Source organism: Gemmatimonas sp. (assembly GCF_031426495.1).
Lineage (GTDB): Bacteria > Gemmatimonadota > Gemmatimonadetes > Gemmatimonadales > Gemmatimonadaceae > Gemmatimonas.
On record NZ_JANPLK010000037.1, the window covers coordinates 36,662 to 54,113 of the forward strand.

A 17,452-nucleotide genomic window follows, 5' to 3' on the forward strand; every position below is an offset into this window, starting at 1 on the left:
GTACCCCGCAAATGCCTTGCCGACTCGCCATTCGGCGCCTTCCGGCCGATACTCGTCCCAATGCGCACCCAATTCCTCATCGCCTCGACCGGGCTCCTGCTGATCGTGGCTGCAGCCTCCGCCGTCTGGCCCCCGGCCTGGCTGTCTCTGTTCATCATCTTGCCGCTGATTGGTCGCGGCGTGGCCGACATGCTGCAAACCAAACAGGCCATCAAGCGCAACTTCCCGCTCATCGGACACGCGCGCTATCTGCTGGAGATGATCCGACCCGAGATCAATCAGTATTTCATCGAGTCGAACAGCGACGGCAGGCCGTACAGCCGCAATGACCGCTCCCTCATCTATCAGCGCGCGAAGGGTGAGCTGGATACGCTGCCGTTCGGCACACAGAAGGACGTGTATGCCACCGGCTACGAGTGGATCAACCATTCGCTCGCGCCAGCGCACCCCGATGAGGCGTTCGCGCGTGTTACGGTGGGTGGTCCCGACTGTACCCAGCCGTACTCGGCGTCGGTGTTCAATGTGTCGGGCATGAGCTACGGCTCACTCAGCAAGAATGCGGTGCTCGCGCTCAACACCGGTGCGAAGATGGGAAACTTCGCTCACAACACCGGTGAGGGCGGACTCAGTCCATATCACCTCGAGCCCGGCGGCGACATCATCTGGCAGATCGGCACAGGCTACTTCAGCGCGCGCGATCGGCAGGGGCGATTCAGCGAGGCGGAGTTCGCCAAACGCGCCATCCTACCGAACGTGAAAATGATCGAGATCAAGCTTTCGCAGGGCGCCAAGCCGGGACATGGCGGTATCCTGCCCGCGTCGAAGCTCACGCCGGAGATCGTGGAGATCCGCGGCGTGGAGCCGGGTCACGACGTGGTCTCGCCACCGGCGCATACGGCATTCTCCACGCCCACGGAACTGTTGGAGTTTGTGAAGCGGTTGCGCGAGGCTTCCGGTGGGAAGCCCGTAGGCTTCAAGCTCTGTGTCGGCAAGCGCCACGAATTTCTCGGCATTATCAAGGCCATGATGAGCACGGGCATCACGCCGGACTTCATCACGGTCGATGGCGGTGAAGGCGGTACGGGCGCGGCGCCCCTGGAATTCTCAGATTCGGTGGGCACGCCACTCAACGAAGGGTTGTCGTTCGTGCACAACGCGCTCGTGGCCAGCGAACTGCGCGACCGCATCCGCGTGATCGCATCCGGCAAGGTGAATACCGGCTTCTCGATGGCCACCAAGATTGCCCTCGGCGCCGACATGTGTAACGCGGCCCGTGCCATGATGTTCGCCATCGGATGCATCCAAGCGCTTCGGTGCAACAGCAACCAATGCCCTACCGGTGTGGCCACGCAGGATCCGGCGTTGGTGGGTGGACTGCACGTGGGAGACAAGTCACACCGGGTGGCGCGGTATCATCGCGAGACGGTGAAGAGTTTTTTCGAGGTGCTGGGGGCGGCGGGGTTGCAGCGGCCGCAGGATCTCAAGCCGTGGTTCATCATGAAGCGCGTGAGTGCCATGGAGATTCGCAGCTACGCCGACATCTACCCGCAGCTGACGCACGGGCAGCTGCTTACCGATCCGGCCACCACTGGCATGTCGCGTGCCTGGGAGAATGCGAGCGCTACTCACTTCTAGCGCACTGCGCACCGGCGAGCCTCGATCACCGCGAGGATCGATCGGACGATCCTGATCTGCGCTCGTGCGCGTCTCACCGTCGAGAGGCGACGTCGACGACTACTGTATGAATCGCGCCGTCATCCACCAAAGGAATGGTGCTAGTTCTGAACACGGTCCCATCGAGTGTGACGCGTGACCCACGCTGGCGGAGCAGAGCCGGGTTCCGCACCGTGATCTCGTACGTCGTACGACCGAACCGGTACTGTATCTGAAACTCCGGCCACTCGCGCGGCGCGCACGGTTCGATTCGCAGCGTGTCACCGATCTTGGTGAATCCGAGAATGTTCTCGACGCCGACGCGATAGAGCCAGCTGGCTGATCCGGTATACCAGGTCCATCCGCCACGTCCAAGTAACGATGGCGCGGTGTACACGTCCGCCGCCACGACGTAGGGTTCCACCTTGTACTTCGCGACGCCCTCCGCTGATGACGCGTGCGTCAGCGGATTGATCATCTGGAACAGTTCGTAGGCGCGGTCGCCGTTGCCATGCAGCGCCGTGGCCAACACGGCCCACAGCGCGGCGTGCGTGTATTGTGCCCCGTTCTCTCGCACGCCCGGGACGTATCCGGCGATGTAGCCGGGGTCGTGCGTGCCCTCAGTAAAGGGCGGCGTGAGCAGCATGATCAGCCGGGCATCCTCGAGCACGAGCTGCTCGTTGAGGGCTTCCATGGCCATCCGTTGGCGAGCCGGATTGCCGGCACCGGAAATCACGCTCCAACTTTGGGCGATCGAATCGATCTGGCACTCGGCGTTGGCCGACGAGCCCATCGGAGTACCATCGTCATAGTACGCACGACGGTACCAGCCGCCATCCCAGCCGTGGGCTTCCACCGCCAGGACGTAGGCGTCCGCCTTCCGCCGCATGTCCTGCGCTTCGCCATGGTCGCCCCGCGCGTCGCAATGTACGGCGAAGGTCCGCAAGGTGGTCACGAGGAACCACGCCAGCCACACACTTTCCCCCTTGCCGTCGGAGCCCACGCGACTCATCCCGTCGTTCCAGTCGCCCGTCCCGATCAGCGGGAGTCCGTGCAGACCGACGGTGCATGCCCGACGAAGCGCCCGACGACAATGTTCGTACACGCTGCCGAAGTCTTCGGTCACCGTGGGGAGATCATAGATCTCGTGCTCGTGCGGCAGCAACTCGCGCATCGACAGGAAGGGCACGTACTCCTCGAGCACCGTCGCATCGCCGGTCACCCGGATATACTGATCGACGACGTAGGGCAGCCAGACGAGGTCGTCGGAGAATCGCGTGCGCACACCACGCCCGCTGTGGGGATGCCACCAATGTTGCACGTCCCCCTCGACGAACTGCCGGCCGGCCGCCCGCAGAATGTGTTCGCGCGCGACTCCCGGCTCGGCGTACAGAAATGCCATCACATCCTGCAGTTGATCACGGAACCCGTACGCGCCGCTGCTCTGGTACAGCCCCATTCGCGCCCACATGCGGCACGAAAGCGCCTGGTAGAGCGACCACTTGTTGATCAGGATATCGAAAGAGGGGTCCGGCGTGCGAACGGTGATCGCACTCAGTCGCGTCTCCCACGCCTCGACCGTGCGCAGGGCGGCATTCGTCGCACCGGGCACGGTCCGGAGCCGATCGGCGAGGCGACGCGCCTCAGCCTCGGTTCGCGCGGCACCTAGCACGACGACGATCTCCCGCGACGCACCTGGCGGCAGCACCAGGTCGAACTGCAGCGCCGCGCAGGGATCGAGCGCAACACCCGTCATCCCGTCCAATCCCTCCAGGCGGAGCGCCGCCGGATCCGTCATCGTGCCGTTGCGCCCAAGAAAGCTGCGTCGATTGGCGGAATAGCTGGATACCGGCTCACTGACGGCGAGAAAGGCCGTCCACTCGGCGAACTGGGCATCGAAGGTGTTCTGAGCGAGGATCGCCTGCTGCTCGGGTGCGAACCGCGTGCGGACCTGATGCTGCGTATCCTCTCGTCGAGAGCCGAGCGTCCACTCCACGAAGGCCGTGAGGGAAAGCCGCCGCAACTCGGCTGACGTGTTGGTGATGCGCAGGCGCGAGAGCTTGGCGGCGGCGTCATCGGGCATGCCGAGATGCAACACGGTGTGAATGCCGTCGTGCTCGTGCTCGAAGGTGGACGCGCCGGCAGCATGTCGCACCAGATAGCGACCGTCGTCGATCGGCGCCGGAGTTGCACTCCAGAGCGCGCCAGTGTCGACATCCTTGAGAAAGAGGACGTCGCTCGTCGGATCGGTGACCGGGTCGTTGTGCCAGGGCGTGACGCGGTAGAAGAATGCATTCTCCGCCCACATACAGCCGGCTCCGCGTTCGGTAACGAGAAATCCGCCGTGCGGATTACCGATCACGTTCGACCATGGCGCGGGGGGCAGCTGTTGGTCGTCAACGCGAATCAGGTAGTCGCCACGATCATTGAAGCTACCGATGCCATTGTCGAACCGCGCACTGGCCGGCAGCGCCAGCATGTTCTCCGGTTCGGCGCGCGCGCGCAGGTTCCGTGGCATCAACGGTTTGACCAGCGGTCGAAGCGCCGACACCAGCGATGCGATCGCGCCGGGTCGATCGGCCGGCACGATGCCCATGGACGCACTGCTAGGCGTACTACGCTCGAGCGTGCGTGTGGCCAGACTCTGCGCATTGCGCTGACGGTCGCTGGCCTGCAGGGCCACGCTCTCGAGAATGCGCGTCAACGAGCGCCCGTCGCACGTGAGCTGCACGCGTGATGTGGCCGACAGCATGAGATAGTCGACTGTTGAGAACGCGTCGAGTCGGCGCACGAACACACCGCCGGGCTTGTCGATGAGGGCGGCGTCGTTGGTCGAGATGACGGCCTCGGTGATCGCGTCGCGAAGCTCCTGCAGATAGTCATGCCCTGACGCGTTGATGATCACCAGATCAACCGTGAGCGCGCGCCGTCGCCAGAACCGATGGGCCACGAGCAGCTCGCGCAGCGTGGGCAGGCCGTCCATGGAATCGATGGTCGCCAGCACGATGGGTCGATCGCCGGAAATCCCATACATCCACAGCTGGGGCTGTGAGCCGCGGTTGCGCCGAATCTCATCGGGCGGGGGCGCCAGAGATCCGTCGCGGAAGAGCAGTTGCGCGGCGATCTCCTGGAACGTCGCCGCGCTGGCCGGTGTGATGCCGAGCTCGCGCAGTTCGAGCTGCGTCGACGTCCACGCGAAGTCGAGGGCACGCTGTGCGGCGTGATCATCGTGATACCGACCAGCCAACTCGAACGCCGCTTTGCGGCTGGCGGCCACTAATGTGGTAAACGCGACGCTGACCGCGCGCCCCGGCGTGACGCGAACGCGAGTGCGCAAGGCGAAGATCGGATCGAGCACCGGTCCGGAGGTGCAGCTCAAGGCACCATCCGTCTGCAGTGCCGCCGGGTGCCGCACGCTACGACCGCGACCAAGGAATGTCGAGCGGTCGGTTTCGCAGCTCACGTCGCCGATGCGATCGGGACCGGCGTCCACCACGTGCACGCACCAGAGCTCCGGATCGTCCGGGGAGCGCGGCCGACGCGTGGCCGTGATCGCTGTACACCAGGCATGCCACTCGGTCTCGACGAAGAGATTGGAGAATGCCGGATGTGCCCGATCGGCGTCGGGCGGCGCCATGACGATCTCGCCGTAGCTGGTCAGCTCGATGTCGCGGGGTTCGCTGCCCAGATTGATCAGCGTCACCCGACGAACCTCGGCGCAGTCGGCCGCGACGACGGTGATATCCGTGCGCGTCTCGATATCGCCATCTACGCGATGCATGGTCACGCGATCGGATGCCAGCCATACCTTGCTGTGCTCGGTCGGCGCGCACACGGGCTGATGCGACGTAGACCAGGTGCGGCCGCTATCGACATCCTTCACGTAGCAGTACTGCCCGAGATCGTCGCGTGTACTGTCGGCTCGCCAACGCGTGACGGCCAGCGTTTCGTAGCGACTGTAGCCGCTGCCGTTGTGGTTCAGCATAACGGTGTACGGCAGCGCGCCAAGCATGGCCACGCGCGGTTTCGTGCGGGTGGTCGTGTCTACTTCACGCACGACCGGTTGATCGCTCGTGTTTACCGCGCGTTCGGCAGGGACGCGCGGCATCTGCGCCTGACGCAGCAGCAGGCGGCGCGGAATACGCTCATGCAACAGCAGTTGAGCCGACTGCACGAGTGGCGCGGCATGAAAGCGATTCTGCCAGATATCGCTGTCGAGCAAGTTCGTGAGTGCGACGACTGTCATGCCGACATGGTGTGCCATGCTGGTGTTCACGATCGCGTAGCGTTGATTCGGGGCGGCACGCGTGTAGTCGAGCGCGTCGGCGAATCCGAACTCGCCAAGCGTCCCGAGCGCCTCCAGCCGACGCAGATTCTCGAAGGCTCGTGCCGGCTCCACCATGGCCGCCAGCGCCGTCGCGTAGGGGGCAATGACGAGATCGCGCTCGAGGCCGCGTTTGAGGGCCAGGTCGGCGATGCCGAATGCGCGGTACTGGTAGGTCAGATGCAGATCACGCACATTATATGCACTCTCGCTCACGCCCCACGGCACATTGTGCGTGCGTCCGTGCGCCGCGTGACGCTCGATGACTCCGTGGTACGTCTGATCGAGAATCGTAAACGGCAGGGAGCGCATGACCAGCAGCGGCATGAGATACTCGAACATGCTGCCGCTCCACGACACGAGCGCGGTGGCCGACGAGGAGCGATTGAGCGGGCGGGAGAGGCGGAACCAGTGTTCAACCGGCACGTCGTTCTTGGCGATGGCCACAAAGCTCGCCAAGCGCGCTTCGGACGCCAGGAGATCGTAGAACGATTCGTCGGCCGTGAGCGACTCGGTGTGGTAGCCGATCGTGAACAGCTTGCGCTTCGCATCGTACAGGAAGCCGAAGTCCATGTCCGTCACGTACGCGTCAGCCTGCTCGGCGAGCGCCAGCGCACGCGCCTCGAGCGCGGGCTCACGCGCTGCCAACTCCAGACACGCTTGACGCAGGGCGATGAGGTGTCCGGCAATATTGCCACTGTCCACGGTACTGATGTACGCCGGCTCGAGCACATGCAAATCGTGCAGGTCGTACCAGTTGAAGAAATGTCCTTTGTGACGACGCAGCTGCTGCAGCGTGCCGAAGGTTTTCTCGAGCCGCTCCGTGAGGTCGGCCGACGTGATCAGCCCGAGGTCGTGGGCGCTGATCGTGGACAGTAGCTGAAGACCGATATTGGTCGGTGACGTTCGCATGGCGACGACCGACTCGGGGTCAAACTGCACGTTGTCGGGGGCCAGCCAATGCGTCGACGCGTTGACGAACCGATCGAAGAAGCGCCAGTGCAATCCCGCGTAGCGGCGGGCCGTCTCACGGTCGGACGGGGAGAGGGCAGGGCGGGTCTCGATGCGTTGCTCGCTCAGATAGGCCGCCAGGCGCGGTGCCATGATCCAGAGCAACACGATGCCGCCCAGCAGCAGCCCAGTCGGCAGGAGCGCGCTGAGTGATGCACCGAGTGCGCCCTGCGATTTGATGTGCTGGTACGAGACCGCGGCCGCAATGGCGAATGCCGCCAGTACGGACATGCGCATGGCGTACCACGTCTCTTGGCCGACGTCGCCCACGCTGCGCTCAACTGTCGACGCCGTGCGCCACTCGAGCAGGTGCTTGCGGGAGACGTAGAGTCGATAGAGCGTGCGCACGATGGCGTCGATTGAAATCAGCGCCTGATGCAGCAGGAATGTGAGCGTGAGGCCCGCCTGTTGGACCGACACAATGGCATCCTGTCCGACGGCGGCGTAGTAGGTACGCCATGACTTGTCGCGTGGCGGTCGCACCAGCGCCAGCGCGAGCGACGTCGCCCAGGGCGCGATGATGGCACCGAGCGCGAGCAGCGTCCAGCGAACGATGGAGCCGGGCAGCACGGTCCAGGCCGCCAGCAGAAAGGCGAGCTGGGCCAGCTCCACCGTGCTGCGGCGCATGTTGTCGAGCAGCTTCCACCGCGAAAGCAACGAGAGTCGGTTGGGTTCCGTGCCCCCCGCGCTCGGGACGCGCGGCCCGAGCCACGGCATGAGTTGCCAGTCGCCGCGAATCCCGCGGTGCTTGCGGCGCGTGAACGCCACATAAGACGACGGGTAGTCATCGTACACGATCACATCGGTGGCCAAGCCGGCCCGCGCGTAGTTGCCTTCGATCAGGTCATGCGAGAGGAGCGTATTCTCGGGAAAGCGTCCGTGCGTGGCGAGTTCAAACGCGTCGACGTCGTAGATGCCCTTGCCGGTATAGCTGCCCTCGCCGTACAGGTCCTGGTACACGTCGGACACGGCCGTGGAGTACGGGTCCACGCCCGGATGTCCAGACGAGATCGCGGCGAAGTGCGAACGGTGCGCACTCGGCAGCGACACACCAACCCGCGGCTGAAGAATGCCGTAGCCGCGCACGATCCGCCGGCGGACGGGGTCGTGGACGGCGCGGTTGAGCGGATGCGCGAGCGCGCCGATCAGTGACGGCGCGGCGTCCGGCGGGAGGACGGTATCGGCGTCGAGCGTGATGACATACTTCACCCCACGCAATGCGTCGGGATCACCGACGATGGTGGAGAAGGCACTGGTTGTATCGATCGTAGGGTCGATCGGCGGGGCCGTTGTCCGTCCATCAGCGCGAAGGACGCGATTGAATTCCGCGAGCTTGCCGCGCTTGCGCTCCCACCCCATCCAGACGCCCTGCTGCGCATTCCAGCGCCGCGGACGATGGAGGAGATGGAAGGGCGTGATGTCATCGTGCGCGTAACGCGCATTCAACTGGGTGACGCCGTCGACGGCTTGAGCGAGCAGCGCCGCATCGGTCGGAGCGGTCTCCGTAGCGGAGTCGGTAAAGTCGCTGAGTATGGCGAAATGCAGATGCGTCTCGCGATTGGCGAGGAACTGTACTTCAATCGTTTCAAGGGCATCGTCGACGTCCGCAGTCGTTCCGAACAACGTCGGGATCACGACCGCGGTGCGGTACTGGGAGGGCACACCCAACGCATGCAGGTCGAGTCGCGGCAGGACATTCGGCGGCAACCACGTGGTCACCAGCTGGTTGAGCACCGTCACCGAGATGTCTAGCGCAGGGAGGAACGCGAAGAGCAGGATGAGCCACAGCGAGGCACGAGCGTCCGGCTCGACGATCAGGATGACGGCCAGCGTGGCGAGAATCGTGCAGGTGACGAGTCCGCCGACGAACACAACGTTGGGATGTGTTCGCACGGCGCGCTCGATTCGCTCGCTCAGCGTTGGGCTATATCCGGCTGTGCGTTCGAGTTCACGCACGCCGTCGTCCACGAGGAAATACCCGACGTGCGTGTGGCGCGCATGGCTGCCGTTTTCGGTCTCGCCGTTAGCGCGATGGCAGAGATCCACCGCCCATTGGGCGACGCTTGCCTCCCGGTGGCCGGTGCCCTTGGCGATGCGTTCGACGACGTGTCGGTACGAGTCACGCGTGGCAAAGGTCATCTGCGGATAGAACCCTGAGGGGTCTTCGCGCAGCGTCGCCTCCATGATGCTTTGATGCTCGACGAAGGTGCGCCAGTCACGGCGCCCTACGTCGCGTAGGCTCGTGATGCCGTTCGCCATCATCAACTGCGTCAACGTGAGACGCTGGGCAGAGAGCGCGACGGCGTTTTCCGGAGCGAGCCCTGCATCGCGCAACCACTGTTCCAGCCAAGCCAGGGCCGGTGTGGCACCTTCCGCATGACGGAGTGTCTGCAGGAACTGCGAGACGAAGTGCGGTGTGAGCGCGAGCTCCGCGTCGGCGAACTCGCGCAGTGCCGCCCTGAGGTCGGATCCGCCCTTGGTGTTCGCGTCAAGAATGTGCGCTGCCCATCGCTGTGCGGCCTCGAGCTCGTCGAGTCGCTGAACGGTTCGCAGGGCCATGCGCCGGATGCTTTCGATCAGGCCGAGCCGTAGCATGGCGGGCATGGCCCAGAGTTCGCCGATCGCCAGCGGTGTCACACTCTGAAAGGCCTCGACGAACAGATCCACGTTCTCGAGGTTGATGCGGGCTTCGCTGTGCGAGATCAGCGTGATGGCGATCTCGTAGACGCGCGGATAGCCCGTGAGCGGACCGGCCGCCAGCTCGGGGAGCTCGCGGTAGTAGCTCCCGGGCAGGCTTTCGCGCACCTCGAGCAGATGCTCCTGCACCACGTGGTAATTGTCGAGCAGCCACTCGGCGGCCGGGCCGGCGTCGACGCCGTCTTCACCAGCGCGCAGCAGGCGTGCGTGTGCGTCGGCGAGAATGCTGCGCGTATTCGCCAGTCGGGCAAGCAGTCGCGCGGGACGGAGGGCGCGCCGCTGATCGGCCAATCGTTGACCACGGGCTACGGCGCGGGCGCGCGCCGCCAAATGCTCCGTGCCAAGCAGATCACCATGAATCGGACCGGCAAGCAATTCGTCCGACGCGTCAATGCGATCCCGTTCCAACCACGAGAGGTTCATGCGAGACACCTCGCGGCGATCCGATCAGCCGTCGCGCGGTCGGCGCATGAGCGATCGGAACAGTGAGGAGGGCAGCGGCGGTGCAAAGAACGTGTCAACGGGCAGATCCGTGTGCGAAAGGGAGACACGGATCACATACGTCGCTCTGATCCGTAACTCCCCTTGTGCACAACTCGGGCCCGCCGTATTGCCGAGCTGGGCGATACGGTGGCGGGGGCAAGCGTTGGCACAGACAACGCTTAACTCATCCGTGGGAAAGTCGCGCCCGGTAGATTTCGAAAGGCGGTGCAGCCTTGCGGCGTCAAGCGAGCGCGGATCCCCACGATGCACCGCCGGTACGCGTGCTGGCGGTGCCTCCGAATTACCGGAGAATCGCACTCCAGATCAGCGGCCACGTTGCGTTCGTTTGCGCGCGGTACTGCGGACGAAAGCCGTAGAGGTACACATGTCCTGTACCCACCGACGCATCGACCATGGCGGCGCGGCCGTTCAGGCGCGCGCCACCGAGCAGCCAGCCGGAGAGCAGAGGATCACCGGCCGATTGATAGCGCAGCACGGCGCTCGCCTTGGTCGTGTCGGTAATCGCGAACGTAGGACTGTCTTCGAACCACACGGCGGGTGTCGGTGCGCGATAGGTCGCTGCGACCGGATGCGAGCGATTCACGTCGACCGCGAAGATCGAGCCAGGTGCGTAGAAGTCGGTATTGCGCACATTCGCCAGGACATTGGTGACGGGCAGCGCCAGCGCGCTGATCGCGTACTCCGTCGCCTCGTTGAATGCGAGCAGTGCGCCACCTTCCTCCACAAAGGCCCTCAGGCTGGCCGCGCCGGAATCGCCCAGACCTCCGCGCAAGGAATCGGGATAGGGTGCTCCGAGTCCGCGACGCAATTGCGTGGCAGGCTGATCCGGCAGCAGGATCGCATCGAACTTCGCCCGCAGGCCACCGGAGCGGATGTCGCGATCATGCACGGTCGTGAACGGAATGCGGTTCGCATCGAACACCCAGCGCGTCCACCCTTCGTCCATCGACGCGCTGTAGCTCTGGTAGATGGCGATACGCTTGCGACTGGTGCCACTTAACCCTGGTACGTTGTACGTCGGCTCCGCCACCGGCGTCACGACGGCACCGAGCTGTATCGTGGGCGTCGTTACCGCCTGCACATCCACGCCGAACAGCAACGGCAGCGTGTGCGCCGTGACGTCGTACGGACGCTTTGGCGGACCGCCCGGATACTCCTGCAGATTCGGGTAGGCCTGTCGCTCCAGCAATGCCTTCGCATACGAGCCGAATGGCTGCCTGGTCGGCACGAGGTAACTGCCGGCCGGCTGGCTTTCGTGGACCACCACCTGCCCGTGCTGCAGGGTCCAGAGCAATCGCGTCAGTGCCGCCGGGTCACTCTGCTGCTTCGACATGACATACATTGCGGGCACGTCCGTTGTCGTCCACGGATGATCGGCCGCCAGCGCCCGCTCGCCAAGCGTGGCATAGCTCTCGAGCCATGCGCCGCGGTCACGCGCCGCCTGTACCAGCAGCGCCCACGTCGCGCTCACCTGATACGACACGATGTCACCGATGCCCCAGCGACCGCCCGGCCACACCGCGGGGAAATTCCACGACGCGATCTTGGCGTCGTAGCCACGCCCCGTGCCGAGCTTGTCGAATGGCAGATCAATCGACGACGCCAGCCGCGCGCTCGCCGTTTCCGTGAGGATGCGCGCCCCGCGATGGTTCAGCGAGTACTGTCGGGCCGGTGACCATTGATCGTACGAGGCGTTGGTGGCAATGCCGGTTTTGCCGTCGGCGGTCATGCGCCACGACATCGCCATACCCAGCGCATTGGTGCTCGCGGTCAGAATCGGATCGATGTTCGGCTCGAGCGGATCCATGTAGGGCGGAATGAAGATGCGTCCGGCGTTGGCGCCTTGCTGATGCACATCGTTCACGATCTGCGGCGTCCACGGCGTGTACAGCGAGTCCACCGTGTAACGCGTTTCCTTTTGCGTGAAGGCGTACCAGTCACGGTTGTTGTCGTGACCAGTGTAAAAATGGTAGAGTGCCGGCGGATTCGTGCCTTCGGCTGGCGTGTCGAGTGTGCTGCGATACCAGTTGCCCACGATGTCGACGCCGTCAGGGTTTTGGCTTGGCACCAACATGATGATCGTGTTGGCGAGAATAGCCTTCGCTTCCGGCGTGTCGGCACGCGCGAGTCGATCGGCCACCACCAGCGGCGTGAGGAATCCACCCACTTCGTTGGAGTGAATACTCGAGGTGATCAGAATGACGTTCTTGCCCTGCGCGATCAACGACGCTCGCGCGTTGGCGGTACGCTGTCGTGGATCCATCAGTTGCTGCTGGATCTTCTGATAGCGCGGCAGGTTCGCGAGCGTGGCCGAGTCGCTGATGAACGCCACGATGAATGGCCGACCCAGCGTGGTCTTGCCGAGCGTACGCACCGAGATACGCGGGCTCGCCTTGTCGACGGCCGCGAAATAGTCCGTCACCTGCTTCCACGATGGAAGCTTTCGATCGGTGCCGGGCTCCCATCCGAGAATGCTCGCCGGTGCGGGGATCGCGGCCGTCCGCGGTCGTTGCGCGCCGGCGGTGGGAGCCGACGACACGAAGCACAGCGCCGCCAGCGTACACGAGACGAAAGCACGGATCATCGGAGCACCATTCAGGTTTCGGGTGAGCTGCTCCGGACAATCTGCGGCGCCATGTGCCGATTGGGAAACGAACGAGAGGTCGACGGGGGTCGACGGCGGTCCTCAGGCGAGGAGGTCAGCGGTGACCTCGGCCGGCGTGCACCGGCGGTCTAACGAGCACCGCCTGGGGCTAGCGCTGGAACCAGCGTGGGCCCGCCGTCGCGGCGCGCACCGCTTCGATCGTCCGGTTGGACAACGTCGACAGGATCATGCCCGCGCCGGTCGTATCAGCCGCCTGTGCGGTGGCCACCTCCCCGTCGGCCTGCGCGAGCTGCTGGAACGCCATCGGGGCCACGAACACGGGCCAATCGAGAGTGTGCCCGAGAATTTCGGAGCGCTGTGAGCGTTCGGACACGTCGCGCAGCACCCGAGAGCGCAAGGCGATGTCATTCCAGTCCGTGCGTGCCGCGCCCAGCGCCACTTCATCATTTGCGCCACCCGCGTAGTAGTCGGAGACCATGCGCGGCCGCACGCTCGCGGCAGAGGACTCGTACCCGTGCAGATTGATGAGTGGCGTCGGAGTGGACATGCTGGAAGATTGCACGTGTCCGTCTGTTGCGCACGTGTCTTCCCACCAGGTCAACGCGCGGTCCATGATTCACGCCCAGCACGATCCGGCACTCGTTGTCCACATTGTTCGACAGCTGCCGCTGCACTACGCAGATGGCGCGGACGTCACCGTCGATCGCCCCGCGCACGTGCGGGCCGGCTCCGGCTTGGCGTGGGTTGGCGAGCGGCTCGCCATCGTGCAGGACGACGCCAACTTCATCGCCCTGGTTGATCCCACGTCGGGGCAGGCCACCGCTGTGGTGCTGCCGGCCGGTGAAGGCGGGGTGCGCCAGTTCGACACCGGTCGTGGCAACAAGAAGCAGAAGTTCGATCTCGAGGCACTGGTCAGCATCGAGTCCCCCGACGGCCCGTTGTTGTTGGCGATCGGCTCAGGCTCGTCGAAGCGCCGCGAGCGCATGGTCACTGTGCATCGCGCCGGAGAACCCGATGAAGCGCTGGCGCTGATTACGGCACCAGGGCTGTACGAGGTGCTGCGTGCGACGACCGACTTCGCAGGGAGCGACATGAACATCGAGGGGGCCGTGTGCATCGGTGATGTGCTCCGACTCTACGGGCGCGGCAACGGCGAGGCGAGCAAACACCATGCGCCGCTCGACGCCACCTGCGATCTGCACTGGCCCTCGGTACGGGCGTATCTCACCGCGCCAGACACCGTCGAGCCGCCCACGCCCCGGCGGCTGCGGCAGTATGCGCTCGGCGAGGCCGACGGCGTGCGCCTGAGTTTCACCGACGCCACGCTCGCCTGGGGGGATCGATCGGCGCAGCCGGTGGTGCTCTACACGGCCGCCGCCGAAGGCTCTCCCGACTCCCGCCGCGACGGTGACGTGGCCGGCAGCGCGATCGGTTTCCTCGACCCGCGCGGCGACGAAACAGTGATGTGCTACGCATTGCTGCGCGACGCGCAGGGGGCGCTGCTGCCGCTCAAAGTCGAAGGGATTGCCTGCGGTCGCGCCGACCAGCGCCAGGTGTTCGTGGTGCTCGATGTCGACAACCCCGACGCGCCGTCGATGCTGTGCGAACTGCGGCTGGACGGACCATGGCCGTCGCTGGATCGGCCAGGATAGCGCGCAACGCCATTTGCTGATACAACAGGGTAGCTCCATCTCATCTCCTCGCCTGCCACCGACCATGCCTCGATTCCGACTCGCTCTGCTGCTGGCCTGTTGTCCCGCCATTCTTCAGGCGCAGGCGCAGCCCGTACCGGTCACGTCCGCTAAACCGGGATGGAAATGGACCATGGACAGCGTGAACAGTGTCGTCAACGAGGTCCGCGCCGGCCGATCGCTGCAGCCAGCGGCTTGGCCAAATGGGTCGCGCGTGGCGGTGCTGCTTTCCTTCGACGTCGACAACGAAACGATCGCCATCCGCTACGGCGAGCCCACGGTGGGATCATTGGCCGAGATGCAGTACGGCGCCCGCGTTGGTCTGCCGCGCATCATGCGGTTGCTCGACAAGCACAAGATACCGGCATCGTTCTTCATTCCCTCGGTGAGTCTGGCGATTACGCCGTCGATGGCCGAACTGATCAAGAAAAGCGGGCGCCATGAGTTCGCGGTACACGGCTGGATTCACGAGCTGAACATGACGCTCCCCGACTCGGCCGAACGAGCCTTGTTGACGAAGGCCGTCGCGGAGCTCACGGCGCTCACCGGGCAGAAGCCAACGGGCTACCGTGCGCCGAGCTGGAACTTCAGTCCGAACACGTTGTCGATTCTTCGGGATATGGGCTTCCGCTACGAGAGCTCACTCATGGCCGACGACGCGCCGTACGAACTGCTACAGCGCGGGAAACCCACTGGCCTGGTGGAGTTACCGGTCCAGTGGATTCTCGACGACGCGCCGCTGTTCGACCCGCGCGGTGAGCGCTACATGAATCCGCGCGATGTGGCGCGGGTGTGGATGGACGAGTTCGACAAGGCATACGAGGAGGGCACAATGTTCGTGCTGACGCTGCATCCGCATGTGTCGGGTCACCGTTCGCGCATCGTGGCGCTGGAGTTGCTCATTGCGCACATCCAGGCGAAGGGCGCGGGCAAGGTGTGGTGGAGCACGCATGCGGAAGCCGCCGAGTATGTGCGCAAGGCGGCGAAGCTCGGCGAACCGAGGGCCCGCTAGTGCGCGCCGTGTGTCGCTCGGCGATCCTGTCGCTCCTGATCAGCGCCACGCCGGCCTTCGCGCAGCGTGTGGATTGGGCGAACACGAGCGGTGATCCCGGCGCCATGCGCTACGCACCGCTCTCCGACATCGACCGCAACAATGTGGGCCGACTCGCGGTGGCGTGGCGCTGGAACACGGGCGAGCGCAGCGTGCGCGCCGGAGCGAACCAGAAGGCCGCGCGCCCCGGACTATTCCAGGCCTCTCCGATCGTGCTCGGCGATACCATGTACGTGTCAACACCGTACGCGGCGGTGGCCGCTTTGGACGCGCGCACGGGTCGCGAACTCTGGAAGTTCGATCCGGAGATGTGGCGCACCGGGCAGCCGTCGAACGGAACCGGGTTTGTGCATCGGGGCGTCGCCACCTGGGCATCGCCGACGGAGCGACGGATCTTCATCAATGCGCGCTGGAAGTTGATCGCCCTCGATGCCGCCACGGGCAAACCCATCCCGTCGTTCGGCGTCAACGGTGAAGTCGATCTCACCAAGGAGCTGCGCCGCGCCGTGAACCAGTTGCAATACACGAACACCTCGCCGCCGGTGGTCTACGGCGATCTGGTGATCGTGGGGAACGGTGTGGGGGATCGCATCCGCTATCGCAACGATCCACCTGGCGATGTGCAGGCGTTCGATGTGCACACCGGCAAGCGCGTGTGGAGCTTTCACACGGTGCCCGATTCCGGCGAAGTTGGATGGGACACGTGGGAGGACGGCTCGTACAAGTACATGGGACACACGAACGTGTGGGCTCCGATGAGCCTCGGCGCGGCGCGGGGGCTGTTGTTCCTACCGGTTTCGACGCCTACGAACGACTGGTATGGTGGCGATCGCAAGGGGGATAACCTCTTCGCCGAGTCGGTCGTCGCGCTGAACGCCAAGACCGGCGCCCGTGTGTGGCACTATCAGATCGTCCATCACGGTTTGTGGGACTACGACCTGCCGGCCCCGCCGGTACTGGCTACGATCACGTGGAACGGCAAGCCGCGCGATGTCGTCGCCGTGCCCTCGAAGACGGCGTGGATCTACGTCTTTGATCGTGAGACCGGGGCCCCCATCTGGCCGATCGTGGAGCGACCGGTGCCCAAGAGTGACGTGCCGGGGGAACGCGCCGCGCGTACGCAGCCGATGCCGACCAATCCGGCGCCGTTTACGCGTCAATCGGTCAGCGAAAAGGATCTCATCGATTTCACGCCAGAGCTCAAGCGTCGCGCGCTAGAGGTCTTTTCCAAGTACCGGAGCGGCCCGATCTTCACACCACCATCGCTCGAGGGAACGATCGTGATGCCGGGCTCGATCGGTGGAGCGGGTTGGGGCAGCACCTCATATGATCCTGAAACGCACACGCTGTTCGTGAAGGGCACGGACAACCCGGTCGTCTATCGGGTGCAGAAGGGCGTACCAAACGACACCATCGGATTCGAGTACACCGTCGATCTGGTGCGCAGTGGCCTCGGGGTCACGGCCGATCCCGACTCGGGCAAGGCGGATCATGCGCCGCCCGAACAGTTGCCGCTGATCAAGCCGCCGTATGGCACCATGACCGCGATCGATCTCGACACCGGCAAGCGCCGCTGGCAGGTCACCCTCGGTGACACGCCGGCGATCCGCAATCACCCCCTGCTCAAGAACGTGAAGCTGCCGCCGCTGGGAGTGGCCGGTGCCGTGGGGGGTACCGTCACGAAGGGAGGACTGATCTTCGCGACTGGCGGGGGCTCCGTGCTGTATGCCCTCGATACGCGCGACGGCTCCATTAAGTGGCAGTTCGACCTCCCGGCGGGACGGGGCTACGCGAACCCGATCGCCTATCGCGGAGCGAACGGGGTGCAGTACATCGTTCTGGCGACCGGCGGCGGCGACAACGCCGAGTTGGTGGCCTTCTCACTCGACGGCAAACACTGATGCCGGCTGCGTTCC

At 64.8% G+C, this 17,452-nt stretch carries 7 protein-coding genes; 4 read left to right on the top strand and 3 right to left on the bottom strand.

What is annotated here, in order from left to right; genetic code table 11:
- Window positions 1–60 precede the first annotated feature (60 nt).
- A complete protein-coding gene (locus RMP10_RS09015) occupies window positions 61–1,635 on the top strand; it encodes an FMN-binding glutamate synthase family protein (RefSeq protein ID WP_310570005.1) in 1,575 nt (524 codons plus the stop codon).
- 73 nt (window positions 1,636–1,708) lie between these two features.
- Here the strand turns inward: RMP10_RS09015 and RMP10_RS09020 are convergent, their stop codons facing one another.
- From RMP10_RS09020 to RMP10_RS09030, 3 genes are all read right to left on the bottom strand, one after another.
- Window positions 1,709–10,108 (bottom strand): glucoamylase family protein, encoded by an 8,400-nt coding sequence (locus tag RMP10_RS09020; protein WP_310570006.1) that lies wholly within the window; start codon window positions 10,106–10,108, stop codon window positions 1,709–1,711.
- Window positions 10,109–10,469: 361 nt separating this feature from the next.
- Window positions 10,470–12,773 (bottom strand): M14 family zinc carboxypeptidase, encoded by a 2,304-nt coding sequence (locus tag RMP10_RS09025; RefSeq protein WP_310570007.1) that lies wholly within the window; start codon window positions 12,771–12,773, stop codon window positions 10,470–10,472.
- A 169-nt stretch (window positions 12,774–12,942) separates the two neighbouring features.
- Entirely contained in the window at window positions 12,943–13,341 is a 399-nt protein-coding gene (locus tag RMP10_RS09030) for an alpha-hydroxy-acid oxidizing protein (protein WP_310570008.1), read from the bottom strand.
- Between the two features lie 64 nt (window positions 13,342–13,405).
- Here RMP10_RS09030 and RMP10_RS09035 point away from each other — a divergent pair, with 64 nt between their 5' ends.
- The 3 genes from RMP10_RS09035 (at window position 13,406) to RMP10_RS09045 (ending at window position 17,437) form a co-directional block, all read left to right on the top strand.
- Window positions 13,406–14,446 carry a hypothetical protein gene (locus RMP10_RS09035; protein ID WP_310570009.1) on the top strand — a complete coding sequence of 347 codons (1,041 nt, stop codon included), beginning with the start codon at window positions 13,406–13,408 and terminating at the stop codon, window positions 14,444–14,446.
- A gap of 64 nt (window positions 14,447–14,510) precedes the next feature.
- On the top strand, window positions 14,511–15,497 hold the full coding sequence (locus RMP10_RS09040) for a polysaccharide deacetylase (protein WP_310570010.1): 987 nt from the start codon (window positions 14,511–14,513) through the stop codon (window positions 15,495–15,497).
- An 8-nt stretch (window positions 15,498–15,505) separates the two neighbouring features.
- A complete protein-coding gene (locus tag RMP10_RS09045) occupies window positions 15,506–17,437 on the top strand; it encodes a pyrroloquinoline quinone-dependent dehydrogenase (RefSeq protein ID WP_310570011.1) in 1,932 nt (643 codons plus the stop codon).
- The last annotated feature ends 15 nt before the right edge of the window (window positions 17,438–17,452 follow it).